Annotated in this window: 10 protein-coding genes; 3 read left to right on the forward strand and 7 right to left on the reverse strand. The window is 70.8% G+C overall.

The window, feature by feature from the left end; all coding sequences use genetic code 11:
• The first annotated feature begins 23 nt into the window (after positions 1-23).
• The 3 genes from ACIRG9_RS15480 to ACIRG9_RS15490 all read left to right on the forward strand — a co-directional run bounded on the left by ACIRG9_RS15480 (position 24) and on the right by ACIRG9_RS15490 (position 3,030).
• Positions 24-365 (forward strand): MmcQ/YjbR family DNA-binding protein, encoded by a 342-nt coding sequence (locus ACIRG9_RS15480; RefSeq protein ID WP_402855459.1) that lies wholly within the window; start codon positions 24-26, stop codon positions 363-365.
• 176 nt (positions 366-541) lie between these two features.
• The gene (locus tag ACIRG9_RS15485; protein ID WP_402855462.1) at positions 542-1,870 is read left to right on the forward strand and encodes a low temperature requirement protein A; all 1,329 of its coding nucleotides are present in this window, start codon (positions 542-544) and stop codon (positions 1,868-1,870) included.
• Between the two features lie 62 nt (positions 1,871-1,932).
• On the forward strand, positions 1,933-3,030 hold the full coding sequence (locus ACIRG9_RS15490; RefSeq protein WP_402855465.1) for a cellulose binding domain-containing protein: 1,098 nt from the start codon (positions 1,933-1,935) through the stop codon (positions 3,028-3,030).
• A 64-nt stretch (positions 3,031-3,094) separates the two neighbouring features.
• On the opposite strand, the gene ACIRG9_RS15495 is transcribed toward ACIRG9_RS15490, so the two are convergent.
• From ACIRG9_RS15495 to ACIRG9_RS15525, 7 genes are all read right to left on the reverse strand, one after another.
• The gene (locus ACIRG9_RS15495; protein WP_402855468.1) at positions 3,095-7,378 is read right to left on the reverse strand and encodes a discoidin domain-containing protein; all 4,284 of its coding nucleotides are present in this window, start codon (positions 7,376-7,378) and stop codon (positions 3,095-3,097) included.
• 92 nt (positions 7,379-7,470) lie between these two features.
• Positions 7,471-10,365 carry a discoidin domain-containing protein gene (locus ACIRG9_RS15500; protein WP_402855471.1) on the reverse strand — a complete coding sequence of 965 codons (2,895 nt, stop codon included), beginning with the start codon at positions 10,363-10,365 and terminating at the stop codon, positions 7,471-7,473.
• Positions 10,366-10,715: 350 nt separating this feature from the next.
• Positions 10,716-12,338 carry a glycoside hydrolase family 13 protein gene (locus ACIRG9_RS15505; protein ID WP_402855473.1) on the reverse strand — a complete coding sequence of 541 codons (1,623 nt, stop codon included), beginning with the start codon at positions 12,336-12,338 and terminating at the stop codon, positions 10,716-10,718.
• A gap of 96 nt (positions 12,339-12,434) precedes the next feature.
• On the reverse strand, positions 12,435-13,322 hold the full coding sequence (locus tag ACIRG9_RS15510; protein ID WP_402855476.1) for a carbohydrate ABC transporter permease: 888 nt from the start codon (positions 13,320-13,322) through the stop codon (positions 12,435-12,437).
• Positions 13,323-13,334: 12 nt separating this feature from the next.
• Entirely contained in the window at positions 13,335-14,291 is a 957-nt protein-coding gene (locus tag ACIRG9_RS15515) for a carbohydrate ABC transporter permease (protein ID WP_402855479.1), read from the reverse strand.
• Positions 14,292-14,371: 80 nt separating this feature from the next.
• On the reverse strand, positions 14,372-15,751 hold the full coding sequence (locus ACIRG9_RS15520; protein ID WP_402855482.1) for an ABC transporter substrate-binding protein: 1,380 nt from the start codon (positions 15,749-15,751) through the stop codon (positions 14,372-14,374).
• A gap of 330 nt (positions 15,752-16,081) precedes the next feature.
• Positions 16,082-17,083, reverse strand: a complete 1,002-nt coding sequence (locus ACIRG9_RS15525) for a LacI family DNA-binding transcriptional regulator (RefSeq protein ID WP_402855485.1) — start codon at positions 17,081-17,083, stop codon at positions 16,082-16,084.
• Positions 17,084-17,124 lie beyond the last annotated feature (41 nt).

The following is a 17,124-nucleotide window of genomic DNA, read 5'->3' on the forward strand; positions in this document are numbered from 1 at the left end:
CCCGGCGGCGATACGGTCGGGCCGTGGTCACCGTCGACGACGTCCGGGCCCTGGCCCGGACGCTCCCCCGCACCAGCGAGCACCTGATCCGCGACCGGGTCAAGTTCCGGGTGGGCGCCATCGTCTATGTCGCGTTCAGCCAGGACGAACTGACAATGGGCTTCGGCTACCCGAAGCTGGAACGGGACGCTCTGATCGCCGCCGAGCCGGACCTGTTCTTCCTCCCCCGCCCGTCCGACCTGCGGTTCAACTGGGTGTGCTGCCATCTGCACCGGCTCGACCACGAGCGGATGACCGAGCTGGTGACCGAGTCATGGCGGATGGTGGTGCCGAAGTTCCTCGCCCGACAGCGACTCGGCGAGTGAGACGGGCGGCCCGGGCTGTGGTGAGAACGATTCCACACCGTACGGTCCGGACCTGACCAGCACGGCCACCCCGCACCTGCCCGCGACGGCCGTCCGGTTGGCGGGACAGGTCCGGCCCGGGTCGGGCGTGCGCGGATTCCGGCCCGCGACCGCCCCGGCGCTGCGAGACTCGTCCGGTGGGTGGCGACTGGAGACGCGGGGGGCTGGGGCCGGCCATCCCGATCGCCCCGGCCGCCCGGGTGGACAAGTTCGAGGTCTTCTTCGACCTCGTCTTCGTCGTGTCGTTCTTCATCATCACCCGGGCCACCGCCGCGAACGTGGGCGGTCGACAACTGCTGCACGCCATGCTGGTGCTCGCCGTGCTCTGGTGGTGCTGGGTGGTGCACAGCATGGTCGCCGCCCGGCTCCGGCTCGGCGAGGGCTTCGTCCCGGTGCTGATGGTGGTCGGCATGATCGCGCTGTTCACCTTCGCGCTGGCCCTGCCGCAGACCTTCGGCGACCACCAACTGGGCATCGGCGGACCGATCGTGGTCACGATCAGTTACCTGGTGTTCCGCGCCATGCACCTGGTGCTGTACGCGCACGCCACCCGGGGCCGGCCGCACGCCCGCCGCCAGCTGCTCCACCTTCTCCCCGAGGTGGCGATCACGGCCTTCCTGCTGCTGATAGCGGCGGTTCTTCCGATGCGTATCGCCGATCCGGACCTCGCGATGTGGTTCCGGGACGGGGTGTGGATCGTCGTTGTCATCGTCCAGTACGCCGGCGGGTTCCTGGGCGGCACCAGGGGCTGGGAGGTCACCTCCGCCGAGCACTGGACGGAACGCTACGACCTGATCCTGATCATCGCGCTGGGCGAGTCGGTCATCTCCGTCGGCGTCGGCGGCAACCTGCTCGGCAAGCCGGTGACGTGGCCGGCCATCGTGGCGGCGATGTTGGGCATCCTCTTCACGGCGGCGCTGTGGTGGGCGCACTTCGACATGATCGGCCCGGCCGCCCGGATCGCGCTGCACTCCGCCGAGGGCCCGCCCCGGTTGGCGATGGCCCGCGACGCGTACGCCTACCTCTACCTGCCGATGATCGCCGGCGTGATCCTGTTCGCGATCGGCGCGGAGGAGCTGGTCTCCACGATCACCGACCCGGTGGGCGGGGTGACCGAGCGGGGACGGGGATCATCCGTGACGCTGCTGTTCGCCGGGGTGATGGTCTACCTGGCCACCGACCTGCTGTTCCAACTGCGCATGCTGAGGACCGTGGCCTGGACGCGGGTCGGCGTGCTTCTCGCGTTCGGGGCCGGGCTTCCCCTCGGACGGCTGCTGCCGGCCCTCGCGGCGCTCAGCCTGCTGACCGCCATCTGCGTCGGGCTCGTCGTGGTCGAGGTGCTGGTCTTCGCGGATTCCCGCAACGCCCTGCGCCGGGCGGTGTACGAGGAGAAGACCATGCACGAGACACGCGAGGCCGCCTGGCGTGCCCGGTGGCACGAGGGCGGTTCGGAACAGCCGACGTGACAGCGCGACGGCGGGGATCCCCATCCGGAAAGGCGGCACAGGCCGACCCGTAGAGTCTCCGCGTGATCGAGATCGGCATCGAAGTCGACCTGTTCCACCCGTCCGAGACGGTGTGGCGGGCGTTGACGGAGCCCCCGCTGCTGGCCAAGTGGTTCGCTGAGAACGCCCCGCCGGAGGACCGGCCGGAGCGGTTGCTGCTGCGTACGGCGGGGTTGCCCGGGTTCGACGCCGACCTCGAGGCGACGGTGGTCGAGCAGGAGGCGCCGCAGCGGTACGTGCTGGACTGCCGGGAGGGCGACCGACGCACCCGGCTGACCTGCCAGATCGTCCCCTCCGGACACGGCTGCCGGCTGTCGGTGCACGAGGTGCTGGTGGAGGGCGAGTGGGACGCCGAACCGTACGCCCGCCGGTCGGAGCATCACCAGCAGGCGGTGACCGTGCGGTTGCCGGCGATCCTCGACTGGCTGGCGTTCCAGCGCGTCGACCTGCGGCGCGCCGAGGGCGGGTTGACCGCCGAGCTGCCCGTGGTCCGGTTGCTCGGCGACGTCCGTACCCGGGCCGGGCGCCGCCGCCGGGCCGGGGTGATCGGTGGCGGGCTGGCCTGCCTCGCCCTGGCCGGCGGGGCGGCGGTGTGGTTGAGCCGACCGGCACCGGGGGTCCTGGAGGCCGCGCCGCAGTCGACGCTGCAGGTGCCGACCGTCACGAACCCCACCCCCCGGAGCACCTCGTCGCGGACCGCGCCGACCGCCGCCCGGAGCAGCACCACCCCGTCCCCGTCCCAATCCCCGTCCCCGTCTCCGTCCCCGAGCACCGCCACGCCGACCCGGACGCCCAGCACGCCCCCCACGCAGGGCTCCCCGCTGACCGCCCGCTACCAGACCATCTCCGACCGGCTGTTCGGCTACCGGGGTGAGGTGGTGGTGACCAACCCGGGCAAGGCGGAGAAGCAGGGCTGGACGGTGGTCGTGACGCTGGCCTCGGGGGCCACGGTCAACAACACGACCGGCGTCGAGTGGCGACAGGACGGGCAGGTCGTCACCTTCACCGGGAAGACCGTGCCGGCCCAGGGGTCGACGACGTTCCGGTTCGACGTACGGGACACGCGCGCCCGGGCGCCCGAGGGGTGCACCGTCGACGGTGCCCCCTGCTCGATGCAGTGACGGGAGCAGGGACGCCGCCGGGAGGACCTTGTCCCCCCGGCGGCGCCGGCCGATCCCGGGCGGGTCAGCTCCGGTTGATGGTGAACGTGCTGGTCGTGTTCCGGATGTCCTGGTAGTTGTCGGACAGCCGGAGGTTGACGAAGGTGGCGGAGCCGACGGCCGGGCCCTGCCCGGCCTCCGGCATCTCGTTGGCCCAGATCCCGAAGCCGGACTTGGCGTCGAAGGCGTCACCGCTGCGCTTCGCCCCGGAGATCGACACGTTGGTGAACACCGTGTCGGTGATCGGGTTCTCCGGCTGGCTGCCGGTGTACTTCGTCTGGAACATGATCCCCGAGTAGGTGGGATCGACGATGTCGACGTCGGACACCCGGATGCCGCGGAACTCCTTCGAGGCGGAGAAGACCCAGATCGCCGGGAAGGTCTGCGCGCCCCAGAAGTGGCCGCCCGCCCGCACCAACGAGACGTTCTGGAACTGGGTCGGCGGGCTGGCCCCGAACCCGATGAACGGGTAGCCGAAGTCCAGCGAGCTGATGGTGATGCCGGAGTACGTCAGCATGTCGGCGATGTGGAGGTTACGGAAGATGTTGTCGTAGCCGCCGTACACCGCGAGGCCGGCCGCCCGCCAGGTCAGCGTGGCGGTCAGGTTCTCGAACACGTTGCCGTGGTTGCCGGTCGACGCGCCCTGGTCGGTCGCCGAGAACAACGCGAACGCGTCGTCCCCGTTGGACCGCCCCTCGGTGTTGGTGACGAGGTTGCCGGTGCTGCCGTTGGTCATGTTCACCCCGTCGGCGAAGGTGTCACGGAACCGGCTGTCCCGGATGGTCAGGCCGCTGACGTGGACCCCCCAGTACGCGCAGACGGTGTGCTCGACCCAGACGCTGTCCAGGGTCAGGTTGTTGACGTCCTTCAGCTCGCCCCACACCTTGCCCGGCCCGTCGATGCGGTTGGTGTAGTTGCCGAAGAAGGACAGGTGGGCGAAGGTGGAACCGCTGGCCGTGGGCTCGACCCGGAAACCGGCGTCGGTGTTCTGCTGCGACGGCGGCGTCTGGAAGCGGGTGTACCACATACCGGCGCCGACCACCTGGACCGCCTTGCCGTACACCTGGAACTTCTGGGCGGTGTCGTAGGTGCCGGGCGGCAGGTAGACCCCGACCAGGGTGCCGGTGGTGTCCATCCGGACGGCGTCCAGGGCGTTCTGCACGTCGGCCTGGCTGAAGCCGTTCGGCACCCGGTAGCGGGCCGGGTCCGGGTTGGGCCGCGGCGACACCAGCTCGGTGTTGACGAAGTCGATCGCGTACGTGGTGCTGTTGGCCGGGTCCTTCTGCAGCCGGATGACGCTGCCGGCTGGGACGGTCGAGTTCAGCATCACGTTGGCCTCGTCGTACAGGTGCCGTGGGGCGCCCGCGCCCGGTGAGTCGCTCGGGCTCGCCTCGGCGCCGTAGAGCCAGATGTGCTTCGAGGTCAGGTTGATCGGCTTGTGCAGGACGCCGTTGACGTAGATGTTCAACGTCGAGTCGACCCCGCCGCCACCGGCGGAGTCCGGAATGGAGAAGCGGGTGACCAGGGTGTTGGTCGCCGCCCGGGTGGTCCACTCCACGTACGCGCCGGTGCTGTTCAGGGTCACCGCGCGCCGCCCGGACGCCTCACCAGCCAGGTCGCCGATGGTGCGGTTCGGCCCGATCACCTGCGCCCCGCCGCCGATCCGGCCGTCCTCGGCCTCGTACATGTCGTAGGGCACGTTCGCCCCGCGACCGACGAAGAACGGCCGGTCGCTGGTGTTGTTCTGCTGCTTGACCGGCAGCTCGTTGGCGTCGACGGCGAGGACCACCCGCACGGTGTACTTCCCGTTGGCCGCCGTCCAGCTGCCCAGGTCGACCGATGGGCTGGTCGCCCCGGCCGCGAGGACGCCACTGTAGGAGCCGGTGAGGGTGCGCACCGCCGCACCGGTGTCGGAGAGCAGGGTGAGGGTGATGCCGTGCGCACCGCCGGCCGAGGCGATCGTGCCCTGGTTGCGGATCGACACCGCGAAACTGACCGCGGTGCCGGCGCTCGGCGTACCCGGCGACCAGGTGACCGCCCCGGCGACCAGGTCGGAGCTGGCCACCGGGCTGACGGTCAGCGAGCCGGTCCGGCTGTTGTTCGACTCGTCCTGCTCGATGACCGTGTTCGCCTCGTCGACCGTGGCGGTGACCTCGTAGCTGCCGGCGTCGCGTACGCCGATGTCGGCCGAGACGGTCGCCGACGCCCCGGCGGCCAGGGCGCCGACGGCGGCGGTGCCGACCCTGGTCGTACCCAGGTAGAAGGTGACCGCGGTGGCGGTGGACGCGGCGGTGCCGATGTTGCGGACGGTGGCGGACAGGGTGATCGGGTCGGTCTCCACCGGCGCGGCCGGCGCGGACGACAGGCCGGTGACGGTCAGGTCCGGGTTCGGCGCGGGCGTGCCGATCACCTGGAACTCGGCCACCTGTCCGTTGGACGAGCCGGAGTTGGCGGTGAACTGCAGCCGCACGTCGGCGGCGGTGGCGGTCACCGGGATGGTGACGGTGTTGCTGCTGGTCGGGTTGAACGAGTACGTCGCCGAGCCGACCAGCGTGCTGAACGTCGACGCGGACTGCTCCCGGCCGAGCACCTGGAAGGTCTGCGTACGCGGTCCCCAGACCGGGTCGGGGTTCAGCTTGACCACGATGGCGGTGATGCTGGCGTTGGCGCCGAGCGCGACGGTGAGCGTGCTCGGGTATGCCCCGGGCGCACCCTCCCAGTAGGTCGTCACGTCGTCGTCGTTGGCGTTGACGGCGTTGAAGACGTGCACCACGGAGGAGGCGGTGATCGGCTTGCCTACGGCCAGGTTACGGCCGGTCGGCGTGCTGCCGGTCCGGGTGACGGTGTTGGAGGTCGCCGAGACGTTCCCGGCGGCGTCCCGGGCCCGGACGTGGTAGGAGACGGTGGCACTGTCCGGCTGGGTGTCGGTGTACGTCAGGGTGGTGCCGTTGACGGTGGCGCGCAGCGCGTTGTTGGCGTAGACGTCGTAGCCGGTGACGCCCACGTTGTCGGTCGACGCCGTCCAGGTCAGCCGGATCTGCCCCGGCCCGGGCTGGGTGTACGCCAGGTTGCCGGGTGCGGTGGGCGGGATGGTGTCCCCGGTGTTGCCGGTGCGGGTGACGGTGTTGCTGTTCGCGGACTGGTTTCCGGCGGCGTCGTGCGCCCGGACGTAGTAGGCCACGGTGGTGCCGGCCGGCTGGCTGTCGGTCCAGGTCAGGGTCGAGGCGTCGACGCTGGTGCGCAGCGTGCCGTTGGCGTAGACGTCGTAGCCGGTGACGCCCACGTTGTCGGTCGACGCGGTCCAGGTCAGCCGGATCTGGTCGGGGGCCGGTTCGGTGAAGGACAGGTTGCCGGGGGCGGTGGGCGGCTGGGTGTCCCCGGCGGTCGGGCCGTAGATCTCCAACTCGGCGAGCTGCCCGGCCGGCCAGCCGGTGTTCGCGGTGAAGAGCAGCCGGACGTAGCGGGTGCTCGCGGTGGCGAAGCTGATGGTGACGGTGTTGCCGCCGGCCGGGTCGAACGCATACCCGGTGGAGGCGACGAGGGTGTTGAAGGTGGTGCCGTCGGTGCCGCCCTGCACGGTGAGGGTCTGGGTGCGCGCCGGCCAGCTGGCGGGGAGCTTGAGCACCAGCTTGTTGACTCCCACGGTGCCGCCGAGGTCGGCGCGGATCCACTGCGGGAAGGCGTTGTTGGCGCTCTCCCAGTAGCTGGCCGGGTTGCCGTCGTTGGCGTTGCCCGCGCCGTACACGTCGGCGTGGCTGCTCTCGGTCATCGGCCGGCCGAGGGCGAGGTTGGTGGTGGAGCTGGTGACGCCGTACACCTCCAGCTCGGCGAGTTGCGCGGCGGGCCAGCCGGCGTTGGCGGTGATCGCGACGCGGACGTACCGGGTGGTGGTGGCCGGGAGGGTCAGGGTGACGGTGTTGCCGTTGGCGGGACTGAACGTGCGGCCGGCCGAGCTCACGACGGTGGTGAAGCCGCTGCCGTCGGTGCTGGCCTGCACGGAGAGGGTCTGGGTACGGGACTCCCAGCTCGCGGGCAGTTTCAGGACGACCTGGTCGACGGTCTGGGCGGTGCCCAGGTCGGCCTGCGCCCACTGCGGGAAGGCGTTGTTGCTGCTCTCCCAGTAGCTGCCGGCGTTGCCGTCGGTCAGGTTGCCCGCCGTGTAGGGGCCGTTGGCGCTGCTGGCCGAGGCGGCCCGGCCGAGGGCGAGGTTGGGGCCGCCGGCCGCGGCGGCCGGAGACGGGGGTGGGGCCGTGACGGCCAGTCCGATCGCGGCGAGCACCGCGACCAGTCGGATGCGGAATCTGGACATGGCGGAGGGACACCTTCTTCCGGGGGTGGTGGAGAGGTGGGTGGTGGGGGTGGGTGGGGTCCCCGCCGCGCCGCGGGGACCCCCGGGGACGGTCAGCTGGCGTACGCCTCGAACTCGCTGAGCTGGCCGGCCGGCCAGCCGGTGTTGCCGGTGAAGGTCAGCCGCAGGTGCCGCTGGCTGGTGGCGGGGAAGGTGATCGTGGCGGTGTTGCCGGTGGCCGGGTCGAAGGTGTAGCCGGTCGACGCTTTCACGGTGCTCCACGTCGACCCGTCGGTGGAGCCGAGCACGGACAGGGTCTGGGTACGGGTCTGCCAGGCCGGTGACGGTGGCAGCCTCAGCACGATCCGGGACACCGGGTACGCCGCGCCGAGGTCGACGGTGAGCGACTGCGGGAACGCGTTGTTGGCGCTCTCCCAGTAGCTGCCGGCGTTGCCGTCGACGGCGTTGGTCGCCACGTACACGTCGGCGTGGCTGGTCTCGGTCACCGGCCGCCCGGCGGCCAGGTTGCCGCTGGGCGGCGGGGTGGTGGTCGGTGGCGGCGTGGTGGTCGGTGGCGGGGCGGTGGTCGGCGGCGGCGCGGTGGTCGGTGGCGGGGTGGTGCCCGTCCCGCCGTACACCTCGAACTCGGCGACCTGCCCGGCCGGCCAGCCGGTGTTGGCGGTGAAGCTGAGCCGGACGTACCGCCGGTCGCCCGCCGGCAGCGGGATCGACACCGTGTTGCCGCCGGCCGGGTCGAAGGTGTAGCCGGCCGACGCGTTCACCGTGCTCCACGTCGACCCGTCGGTGGAGCCGAGCACGGCCAGGGTCTGGGTGCGCCGCTCCCAGCCGGGCGGAAGTTTCAACACCACCCGGTCGACGGCACGCGCCGCGCCGAGGTCCACGGTCAGGGTCTGCGGGAAGGAGTTGTTGGCGCTCTCCCAGTAGCTGCCGGCGTTGCCGTCCACCGCGTTGGCCGCCACGTACGTCTGGGTGGTGCTCGACGCGGTGACCGGCCGGCCGAGGGCGAGGTTGCCGCCTGCCGGCGGCGGACCGGTCGGCGTGGGGCTCGGCGTCGCGGTGGTCGGTGTCGGGCTGGGCGGGGTGGACGGGCCGTTGCCCCACTGCGGTTCCGGCCACGGGCCGCAGTACGGGTTGGCCGAGTACCAGCCGGAGTTGCCGGCGCCCTGGGTGATCTGGAACCCGCCGCCGACGCAGTTGTACATCGGATTGGCCTGGGCGATGCCGGTGGCCCGGACGTTCGTGAAGCTGACCTGGCTGGGCGCCTGCACCTGGACGGCGAACGTCCCGGCCCCGTCGATGCGGACGTTGTTCAGGTTGATCCCGCTGGTCTGCCCCTCGATCCAGTGCAGGGCCGCGTACGAGCTGTCCAGGATGTCGGTGTCGGTGACGTTGACGGCGGCGCCCTGGATCGGCTCGTTGAGCGCGGAGAACCAGATCGCGCCGACGCCGAAGCGCCAGTTGTAGTCGGAGTTGCCGTTGCGGATCAGGGTGTTGCGGGCCACGGTGATCGTGCCGGCGACCGCGGTCGGGCCGTTCACGCCCGGATATCGGTTGGCGACGTGGATGCCGCCGCCGTTGGTGACCGAGTCGGCGGTCACGTTGTCGGTGATCCGGATGTCCCGGCCGCCGTAGGTGACCAGGTTGTTGGCCAGGACGGTGACGCCGACGGTGTTGAAGGTGAAGGCGTTGTTGACGTTGGGCACGTTCTGCGCCCACATGGCCAGGCCGTCGTCACCCGTGTTGCGGACGAAGGTGTTGGTGACCGTGGAGTTGGTGACCCCCCAGTGGAAGTTCACCCCGTCCGCGGTCTGGTCGAGGATCCGGCTGTTGCGGATGGTCAGGTTGTCCATCGGCCCGTCCATCCAGGCGCCGACCTTGGTGTGCTGCAGCCAGAGGTTGTCGACCACCGAGTTGGACAGCGCCCCGCCGAGGGCGTTGACCTGGTCCTCGTCGACCCGCTCCCGGATGTCGCCGATGATCGCGAAGTCCCGCAGGGTGACGTTGCGGCTGGGCCCGCCGGCCTCGTGCGGCCGGATCTGCCCGCCGTAGCCGCCGCCGGCGACGTACTTGCCGTAGACACCGGCCGCCCGCTTGCGGTCGGTGGGGTGCCGCCCGCCGAGCACCGAGTACCAGGGCCCGGCGCCGCGCAGGGTCACCCCGTCGACCACCACGTGGTCCCAGAGGGTGAAGGTGCCGGCGGGAATCCACACCGTCTTCCCCTGCGCCTTGCCGGCGTCGACGGCGGCCTGGAACTTCGCGGTGGAGTCGGTGGCGCCGGTCGGGTCGGCGCCGAAGTCGGTCACCACGTCCAGCACCCCGGCCGGCTTCGCGATCTGCGCGCCGACCAGCTCGAAGTCGGCCAGGTCGACGGTGAAGGTGGGTGACTGCGCGGTCGAGGAGACCTGCAGGCGGATCTTCGTGCCGGCCGGGTAGGTGGCACCGAACATCGTCCGGGTCTCGTCGTAGAAATGATGCGGGTCGGTGTCGCCGGGGTTGTTGTTGAACGGGTATCCGCCGTAGAACCAGCCGTACCGCGAGGTGACCGGGACGGACTTGACCAGGGTGCCGTTGGCCCGCAGGTCGATGGTGGCGTCCCGGCCGGTGCCGGCGGCGTTGTCCGGCAGGCTGTACCGGAAGGTCATCGCATCGGCCGGGGCGGTCAGGGTGAACTCGACGTACTCGCCGACGGCGTCGAGGGTGACCGCCTCCCGGCCGGACGCCTCCGACGGCAGGGTGCCGTAGTGCCGGTCGGGGCCGATCCGGGTGCCGGTGTGGACGGCCCGCTCCGCCTCCTGCTCCACGAACGGGACGGTGGCGCCGCGGCCGGCGATGTCGAACGGGGACAGCCCGGCGGCCCGGGCCGGGGTGGCGGTGGAGGTGAGCGCCACGACGGTGACGGAGGTGGCGGCCAGCGCGGCGCCGGCGAGGGCGGCCAGGCCCGCGCGGAGCCGGTTTCTCGGACGGTGCGGGGTGCTGTGGTCGGCCATGAGGGGTGTGCTCCCTTTTCGTCGGATGGCCCGGTCCCCCGTGCGTTTGTCGCTCCTACCTCCCTCCTCGCTCCGGTGGTGGCGGCGGGGGGGGGGGGCCGGGGGGGGCCCCCCCCCCCCCCCCGGGGCCGCCGGGGGCCCCCCCCCCCCCGGGGGGGGCGGGGGCCCCGGGGGGGGGGGGGGCCCCGCCCCCCCCAAAACCCGGGGGGGGGGGGGCGGCGTGGGGGGGCGGCGCCTTTTGGGGGGGGCGGCCGGGCCCGGGGGGGGGGGGGCCCCCCCCCCCCCCCCCCCGGGGGGGGGGGGGGGGGGGGGGCGGGGGGCCGGGGGGGGGCCCCCCCCCCCGCGACGGATCAGCGGGTACGCAGCCAGACGGCGGTGTCCGGCGGAAGCAGGTCGTCGACGGGCGCACTGGCCAGCAACAACCGGTCGTGGTCGGGCAGCGGCACCGCAGCCTCGGAGAGGTTGACCAGGCAGGCGAAGCCCGGCTCGCGGCCGAAGGCGAGCACCCGGTCGGGGGTGGGCAGCCAGGCCAGCGTGCCGTCGCCGAGCGCCGGCTCGGCGCGGCGCAGCGCGATGGCGGCCCGGTACAGCTCCAGCATCGAGTGCGGGCAGCCGGTCTGCGCCCGGACCGTACGGTCCTTCCAGTCGGCCGGCTGGGGCAGCCAGGGCGGGGCCGCCGCGCCGTCCGGGCTGAACCCGAACGGAGGGGCGTCGCCGGACCACGGCAGCGGCACCCGGCAACCGTCCCGGCCGGGGTCGACCCGGCCGGAGCGTTCCCACATCGGGTCCTGGCGCAGCTCGTACGGGATGTCCTCGACCTCCCAGAGGCCCAGTTCCTCGCCCTGGTAGACGTACGCCGCGCCGGGCAGCGCGAGGGAGAGCAGCGCGGCGGCCCGGGCCCGGCGGGTGCCCAGCTCCAGGTCGGTGGGGATCCCCTCGCGCTTGGCGGCGAAGCTGAACGTGGTGTCGGTCCGGCCGTAGCGGGTGACGTGCCGGGTGACGTCGTGGTTGGAGAGCACCCAGGTGGCCGGCGCACCGACCGGCGCGTGCGCCCTCAACGTCGCGTCGATGCTCTCGCGCAGCGCGGCGGCGTCCCAGGCGCAGCCGAGGAAGTCGAAGTTGAACGCCGCGTGCAGCTCGTCCGGGCGCAGGTAGTTGGCGAACCGCTGCCGATCCGGCAGCCACACCTCGCCGATCAGTGCCCGGTCGCCGGGGTACTCGTCGGCGACCCGCCGCCAGGCGCGGTAGATCTCGTGCACCCCGTCGAGGTCTCGGAACGGGTGCGGCCGGTCCGGCAGCGTCTCGGGCAGCGTCCCGTCCTTGACCAGGAGCCCGGCGGAGTCGATCCGGATGCCGTCCACCCCCCGGTCGAACCAGAACCGCAGGATGTCCTCGAACTCGGCCCGCACCCGTGGGTGGTCCCAGTTGAAGTCGGGCTGCTCGGGGGCGAACAGGTGCAGGTACCAGTCGCCGGGGGTGCCGTCCGGGTTGACGGTCCGGGTCCAGGTCTCGCCGCCGAACTCGCCGACCCAGTCGGTGGGCCGCTGGTCGCCGTTCGGGCCCCGGCCGGGGCGGAACCAGAACAGCTCCCGCTCGGGCGCGTCCGGGCCGCCGGCGAGCGCCGCCTGGAACCAGGGGTGCGCGGCGGAGCAGTGGTTCGGCACCACGTCGACGATGGTCCGGATGCCGAGCGCGTGTGCCTCCGCGACGAGCGCCTCCGCCTCGGCCAGGGTGCCGAAGACCGGGTCGATGTCGCGGTAGTCGGCCACGTCGTAGCCGGCGTCGGCCATCGGGGACGGGTACCAGGGGCTGAACCAGATCGCGTCGATACCGAGCGCGGCCAGGTGAGTGAGCCGGGACCGGATGCCGGCGATGTCGCCGATGCCGTCGCCGTCGCCGTCGGCGAAGCTGCGCGGGTACACCTGATAGATCACCGCTCCACGCCACCACGGACCGCTGTCTGCTGTGGACACGAGCACCTGCTTTCTAGTTGGTACGTCGGCGGGTTCGCCGGACCGGGAGGTGTTGTCGGGCGAACGGTCGTTGTTCGCGCGTCGGCGTCTTCGGAGCTATCCCTTGAGGCTGCCCGTGGTCAGACCGGACATGATGTTCCGCTGGAAGATCAGGAAGATGACGACGGTCGGGATCGCGGCGATCACCGACGCGGCGATCACCACGTTCATCGGCGTGCCGCCGGCGAAGGCGTAGATGCCGACGCTGACCGTCCGGGTCTCCGGCGACGGCATGACCAGCTTCGGCCAGAGGAAGTCCTTCCAGACGGCCGTCACGGCGAAGATCGAGACCACGCCGAGGATGGGACGCGACATCGGCAGGATGATCGACCACAGGGTGCGCAGCGGCGTCGCCCCGTCCATGACCGCCGCGGACATCAGGTCCTCCGGGATCGAGTCGAAGAACCGTTTCAGCAGGAAGATGTTGAACGCGTTCGCGACCAGGGGCAGCCAGATCGCGAACGGCGAGTCCAGCAGGTTGAGGTGCAGGATCGGCAGGTCGATCACGGTCACGTACTGCGGGACGATGAGGACCATCGCCGGGATCATCAGCGTCGCCAGCATCATGCCGAGGATCACGTTGCCGAACACCGGTCGCAGCTTCGACAGGGCGTACGCCGCGGCGGTGTCGAGGACGAGCTGGAACAGCAGCGCGCCGGCCGCATAGTAGAACGTGTTGAACAGCAGCTTGGCGAGGTCCAGGTTGGTCCACGCGTCGGCGTAGTTCCGCAGCTGCGGGTCCTTGGGATACAAAGACGGCGGGGTCTGCGCGATCTCCTGGCCGGACTTGAGCGCCCCGGTGACCATCCAGTAGAGCGGCCCGAGGAAGACGAGCGTGAACACCAGCACGACGACGGTGAGCAGCGTCCAGTAGATGATCCTGCCGCGCCCCCGGCTGAGCTGGGCATGTGAGATGAGGGTCCGGGTGCCGGAGTCCTGCGCCATTTCTCGCCCGTCCTAGTCCTGTTTCGAGGTCAGCCGTACGTAGACGGCGGAGAAGCCGGCCAGCACCACGAGCATGATCACGCCAAGCGCCGCGGCGCCGTTGAGGTCGTTCTGGAAGAAGCCGTGCTGATAGATGAGGTACGCGACCGAGGTCGCGGAATCCTCCGCGCCCGCGCCGTTGGCGAGGATCAGCGGTTCGATGAACAGCTGCATCGTGGCCACGATCTGCAGCATCGCCAGGAGCGCGAGGATCAGCCGGGTCTGCGGGATCGTCACGTGGCGGATCCGCCGCCAGATTCCGGCGCCGTCGAGCTCGGCGGCCTCGTAGAGTTCGCCGGGGATGTTCTGCAGCGCCGCCAGATAGATCAGCACCGCGCTGCCCATGTTCATCCAGGTCGACGCGAGCACCATCGCCGGCATGGTCATCCCGGGCGACTGCATCCACTCCGACGTCGGCAGGTGCAGCGCCGTGAGGATCGCGTTGAACAGGCCCGCGTCGCTGGGGTCGTAGGCGTAGAACTTGAAGAGGAAGAGCGCCGACGCCGGCGGCAGCATCACCGGCAGGTAGACCAGGATCCGCAGGTACCCCCTGGCGTGGCGGAACTCGTTGAGCAGGATCGCCACGAAGAACGGCACCGCGTACCCGAGGACGAGCGCGAGAATCGTGAAGTAGAAGGTGTTCTTCCAGGCGGTCCAGAAGCTGGGCTCGTGGAGGATGCGCACGTAGTTGTCCCAGCCGACCCAGGTGGTCTCGCCGCGCCGGGTGCGCTGGAAGCTCATGACGACGCCGCGGATCATCGGGTACCAGGAGAAGACGGCGAAGCAGGCAACCGCTCCGAACAGGAACGCGTGCCCGGTGAGGTTGTCGCGTACCTTGCGGCCGAGGCTCGTGCCTGCGGGCCCGGCGGGGTACGGCGGCGCGGGGCGACCCGGTCTTCCGGTGGTACCCGGGACGGTGGTGATCGCCAAGACAACTCCTGCGGAAGTCGGTGACCGGACGGTGGTGGCGCGGAGGGTGGGGGCCGGCGCGCCGGCCCCCACCCGTCGGATCAGCTCCCGCTGGCCAGGAGCTGGTTCACCTTGTCCTCAGCCGTCTTGAGCAATGCGTCGATGTTCGCGTTCGGGTTCGTCAGCACCCCGGACATCGCGGCGTCGAGCACCGCGTAGATCGCCTGCGCGTTACGCGGCTCACCTCTGATCGGGACCGGGTTCGCCTCGAAGATTGCGAAGTTCGCGGTGTCGACGTTCGCGTTCGCCTTGCGCAGGTCGAGTTCCTGCTTCTGCGCGTTGCTGCCGTTGGCGAAGAGCAGCGGCTGGGGCAGGCCCACCGGGTAGTTCTGCGGCTTGGCCCGGGCATAGTCGAACTGCCCCTTGCCCGGCGTCAGCTTCTCGTACGCGATCCACTTCAGGCCGGCCTTGACCTGCTCCGGAGAGAGCCCCTTCTTGAAGAAGTAGCCCTCGCCACCGCCGAGCGTCGCCTTCGCCGGGCCGTCCTGGCCGGGCAGCGGGCCCATCGCCCAGTCCTGGAACTTGCCCTGGAACTGGCTGACGATCGCCTGGGTGGCGTCCGGCGCGCCGATGAACATGCCAACCTTGCCCGCGCCGGCGTTGGTGAGCAGGTCGCCCCACTGGAGCAGCTGGCGGGCGCCCATGCTGTTGTCGCCGTACCGCATGTCCTTGAGGTTCTGTAGGACCTGCTTGCCCATCGCGTTGTTGAAGTCGGCCTTCTTGCCGTCCGGGGTGAGCACCTGGCCGCCCTGCGAGTAGAGCAGGGAGGTGAAGTGCCAGCCTCCGGTGTTGCCGGCGCTGTACTCGGCGTAGCCGGCGATGCCGTTGCCGAGCGCGGAGATCTTCTTGGCGGCGGCCCGGACCTCGGCCCAGGTCTTGGGCGGGTTGTTCACGTCGAGCCCGGCCTGCTGGAACAGGACCTTGTTGTAGACCAGGCCCATCGAGTAGTTCTTCACCGGTACGGCGTAGAGCTTGCCCTGGTCGGTGAAGACCTCCTTCAGCGCCGGATCGACGCTGTCCCAGGTGGGGATCGTGTCCTTGGTGGCGTACTGGGTGATGTCCATCGCCTGACCGGAGTCGAGCACCTGCTGGAGATCGGTCATGTATCCGTAGAACACGTCGGTCACGGTGCCGCCGGCGAGGCGGGCGGTGAAGTCCGGCGGGTTGTTGCACTGCTCGCCGACGCTGACGCTCTTGATGACGACGTCGGAGTTCTGCCGCTGGAACTCGGCCACGTCCTCGTTCCAGTTCTGCAACAACTCTTTCTGGGCGCCGACCGGCTGGCAGTCGACGGTGATGGTGACCTTGCCGCTGGCATCCTTCGTCGCGTTATCGCTCTTCGTGGAGCAAGCCGCAAGGGTGAGCCCCAGGCCGGCCACGAGCGCTAGCGCCGCAGCCTTCCGGTACTGCGGTACGGACATCTGTCCATCCCTTCGGGAACGGGTGTCTCCATGGCCTTCCAGGCACCCGCCCCGAGTAGCAACGCCGGGGCCGGTGTGAGTGGGGACACTGTAACGAGGTGAACTCATGACAGCAAGATGTCGACTGGATTATGAAAGGACTCGACTAAAGGAACGAACCCAGACGGGGCGCTTACTCCTCGATCAACTCCGGCTGCGGCAACAGGCGGTCTCACAACCGACGGTGACCACAAGATGCCGCACACGGAGTTGATCAAGCCGGCACGAAAAGGCCACCGACCGCGATCAGCGGTCGGCGGCCGGGGCCCGCTCAGCGGGGCAGGAAGACGATCAGCGGCCGGGAGCCGGGGCGGTCGAGCCGCGTACCACCAGTTCGGGTTCGAACAGCAACTCGTCGTGCAGCACGCCGGCCCCCTCGATCTGGGTGACCAGCAGGTCCACCGCGGCCTGCCCCATCGTCTCGATCGGCTGCCGCACGGTGGTCAGCGGCGGATCGGTGCAGGTCATGAACGCGGAGTCGTCGAATCCCACCACCGACACGTCGGCCGGCACCGCACGACCCAGCCGCCGGGCGGCCCGGATGGTGCCCAGGGCCAGCACGTCGCTGGCGCAGATGATGCCCGTCACGCCACGCTCGACCAGCTTGGTCGCGGCGACCCGCGCCCCTTCCATGGAGAAGCTGGAGCGTTCGACGCACTCGGTGTCCCCGGCCCAGCCGGCGACCCGGATCATCGCGGCCAGCTTGCGACGGGACGGCACGTGCCCCTCCGGGCCGAGCACCATCCCGATCCGGTCGTGCCCGAGCGAGCGCAGGTGCCCGTACGCCTGCTCGACGGCGACCGCGTCGTCGGTGGACACCCGGGGGAAGCCGAGCTCGTCGACACCGGCGTTGACCAGAACGACGGGCAGCCCTCGATCGGTCAGCCGCCGGTAGTGCTCGTGCGCGGCGTCGGCGAGCGCGTACGAGCCGCCGGCGAAGATGACCCCGGAGACCTGGTGGTCGAGGAGCATCTCGACGTAGTCGGACTCGGGCACGCCGCCGATCGTGCGGGCGCAGAGCGCGGGGGTGAACCCGCGCTGGGCCAGCGAACCGGTCACCACCTCGGCCAACGCCGGGAAGATCGGGTTCTGCAGCTCGGGCAGGACCAGGCCGACGAGCCGGGCCCGTTCGCCCCGCAGCTTGGTCGGACGCTCGTAGCCGAGCACGTCCAGGGCGGTCAGCACGGCGGTCCGGGTCGCCTCGGACACGCCGCCACGCCCGTTGAGCACCCGGCTCACGGTCGCCTCACTGACACCCGCCTTGCGGGCCACCTCCGTCAACCGTTTCGTCACGGCCGCAATCGTACGTCGCCTTCTTGCAAGAAATGAACCGG

This window comes from Micromonospora sp. NPDC093277 (assembly GCF_044765245.1).
GTDB lineage: Bacteria > Actinomycetota > Actinomycetes > Mycobacteriales > Micromonosporaceae > Micromonospora.

Bases quoted from the DNA above. Each gene is read 5' to 3' on its own strand.
- ACIRG9_RS15510 (WP_402855476.1), bottom strand. From the start codon at position 13,322: ATGGCGCAGGACTCCGGCACCCGGACCCTCATCTCACATGCCCAGCTC.
- ACIRG9_RS15495 (WP_402855468.1), bottom strand. From the start codon at position 7,378: ATGTCCAGATTCCGCATCCGACTGGTCGCGGTGCTCGCCGCGATCGGA.
- ACIRG9_RS15500 (WP_402855471.1), bottom strand. From the start codon at position 10,365: ATGGCCGACCACAGCACCCCGCACCGTCCGAGAAACCGGCTCCGCGCG.
- ACIRG9_RS15520 (WP_402855482.1), bottom strand. From the start codon at position 15,751: ATGTCCGTACCGCAGTACCGGAAGGCTGCGGCGCTAGCGCTCGTGGCC.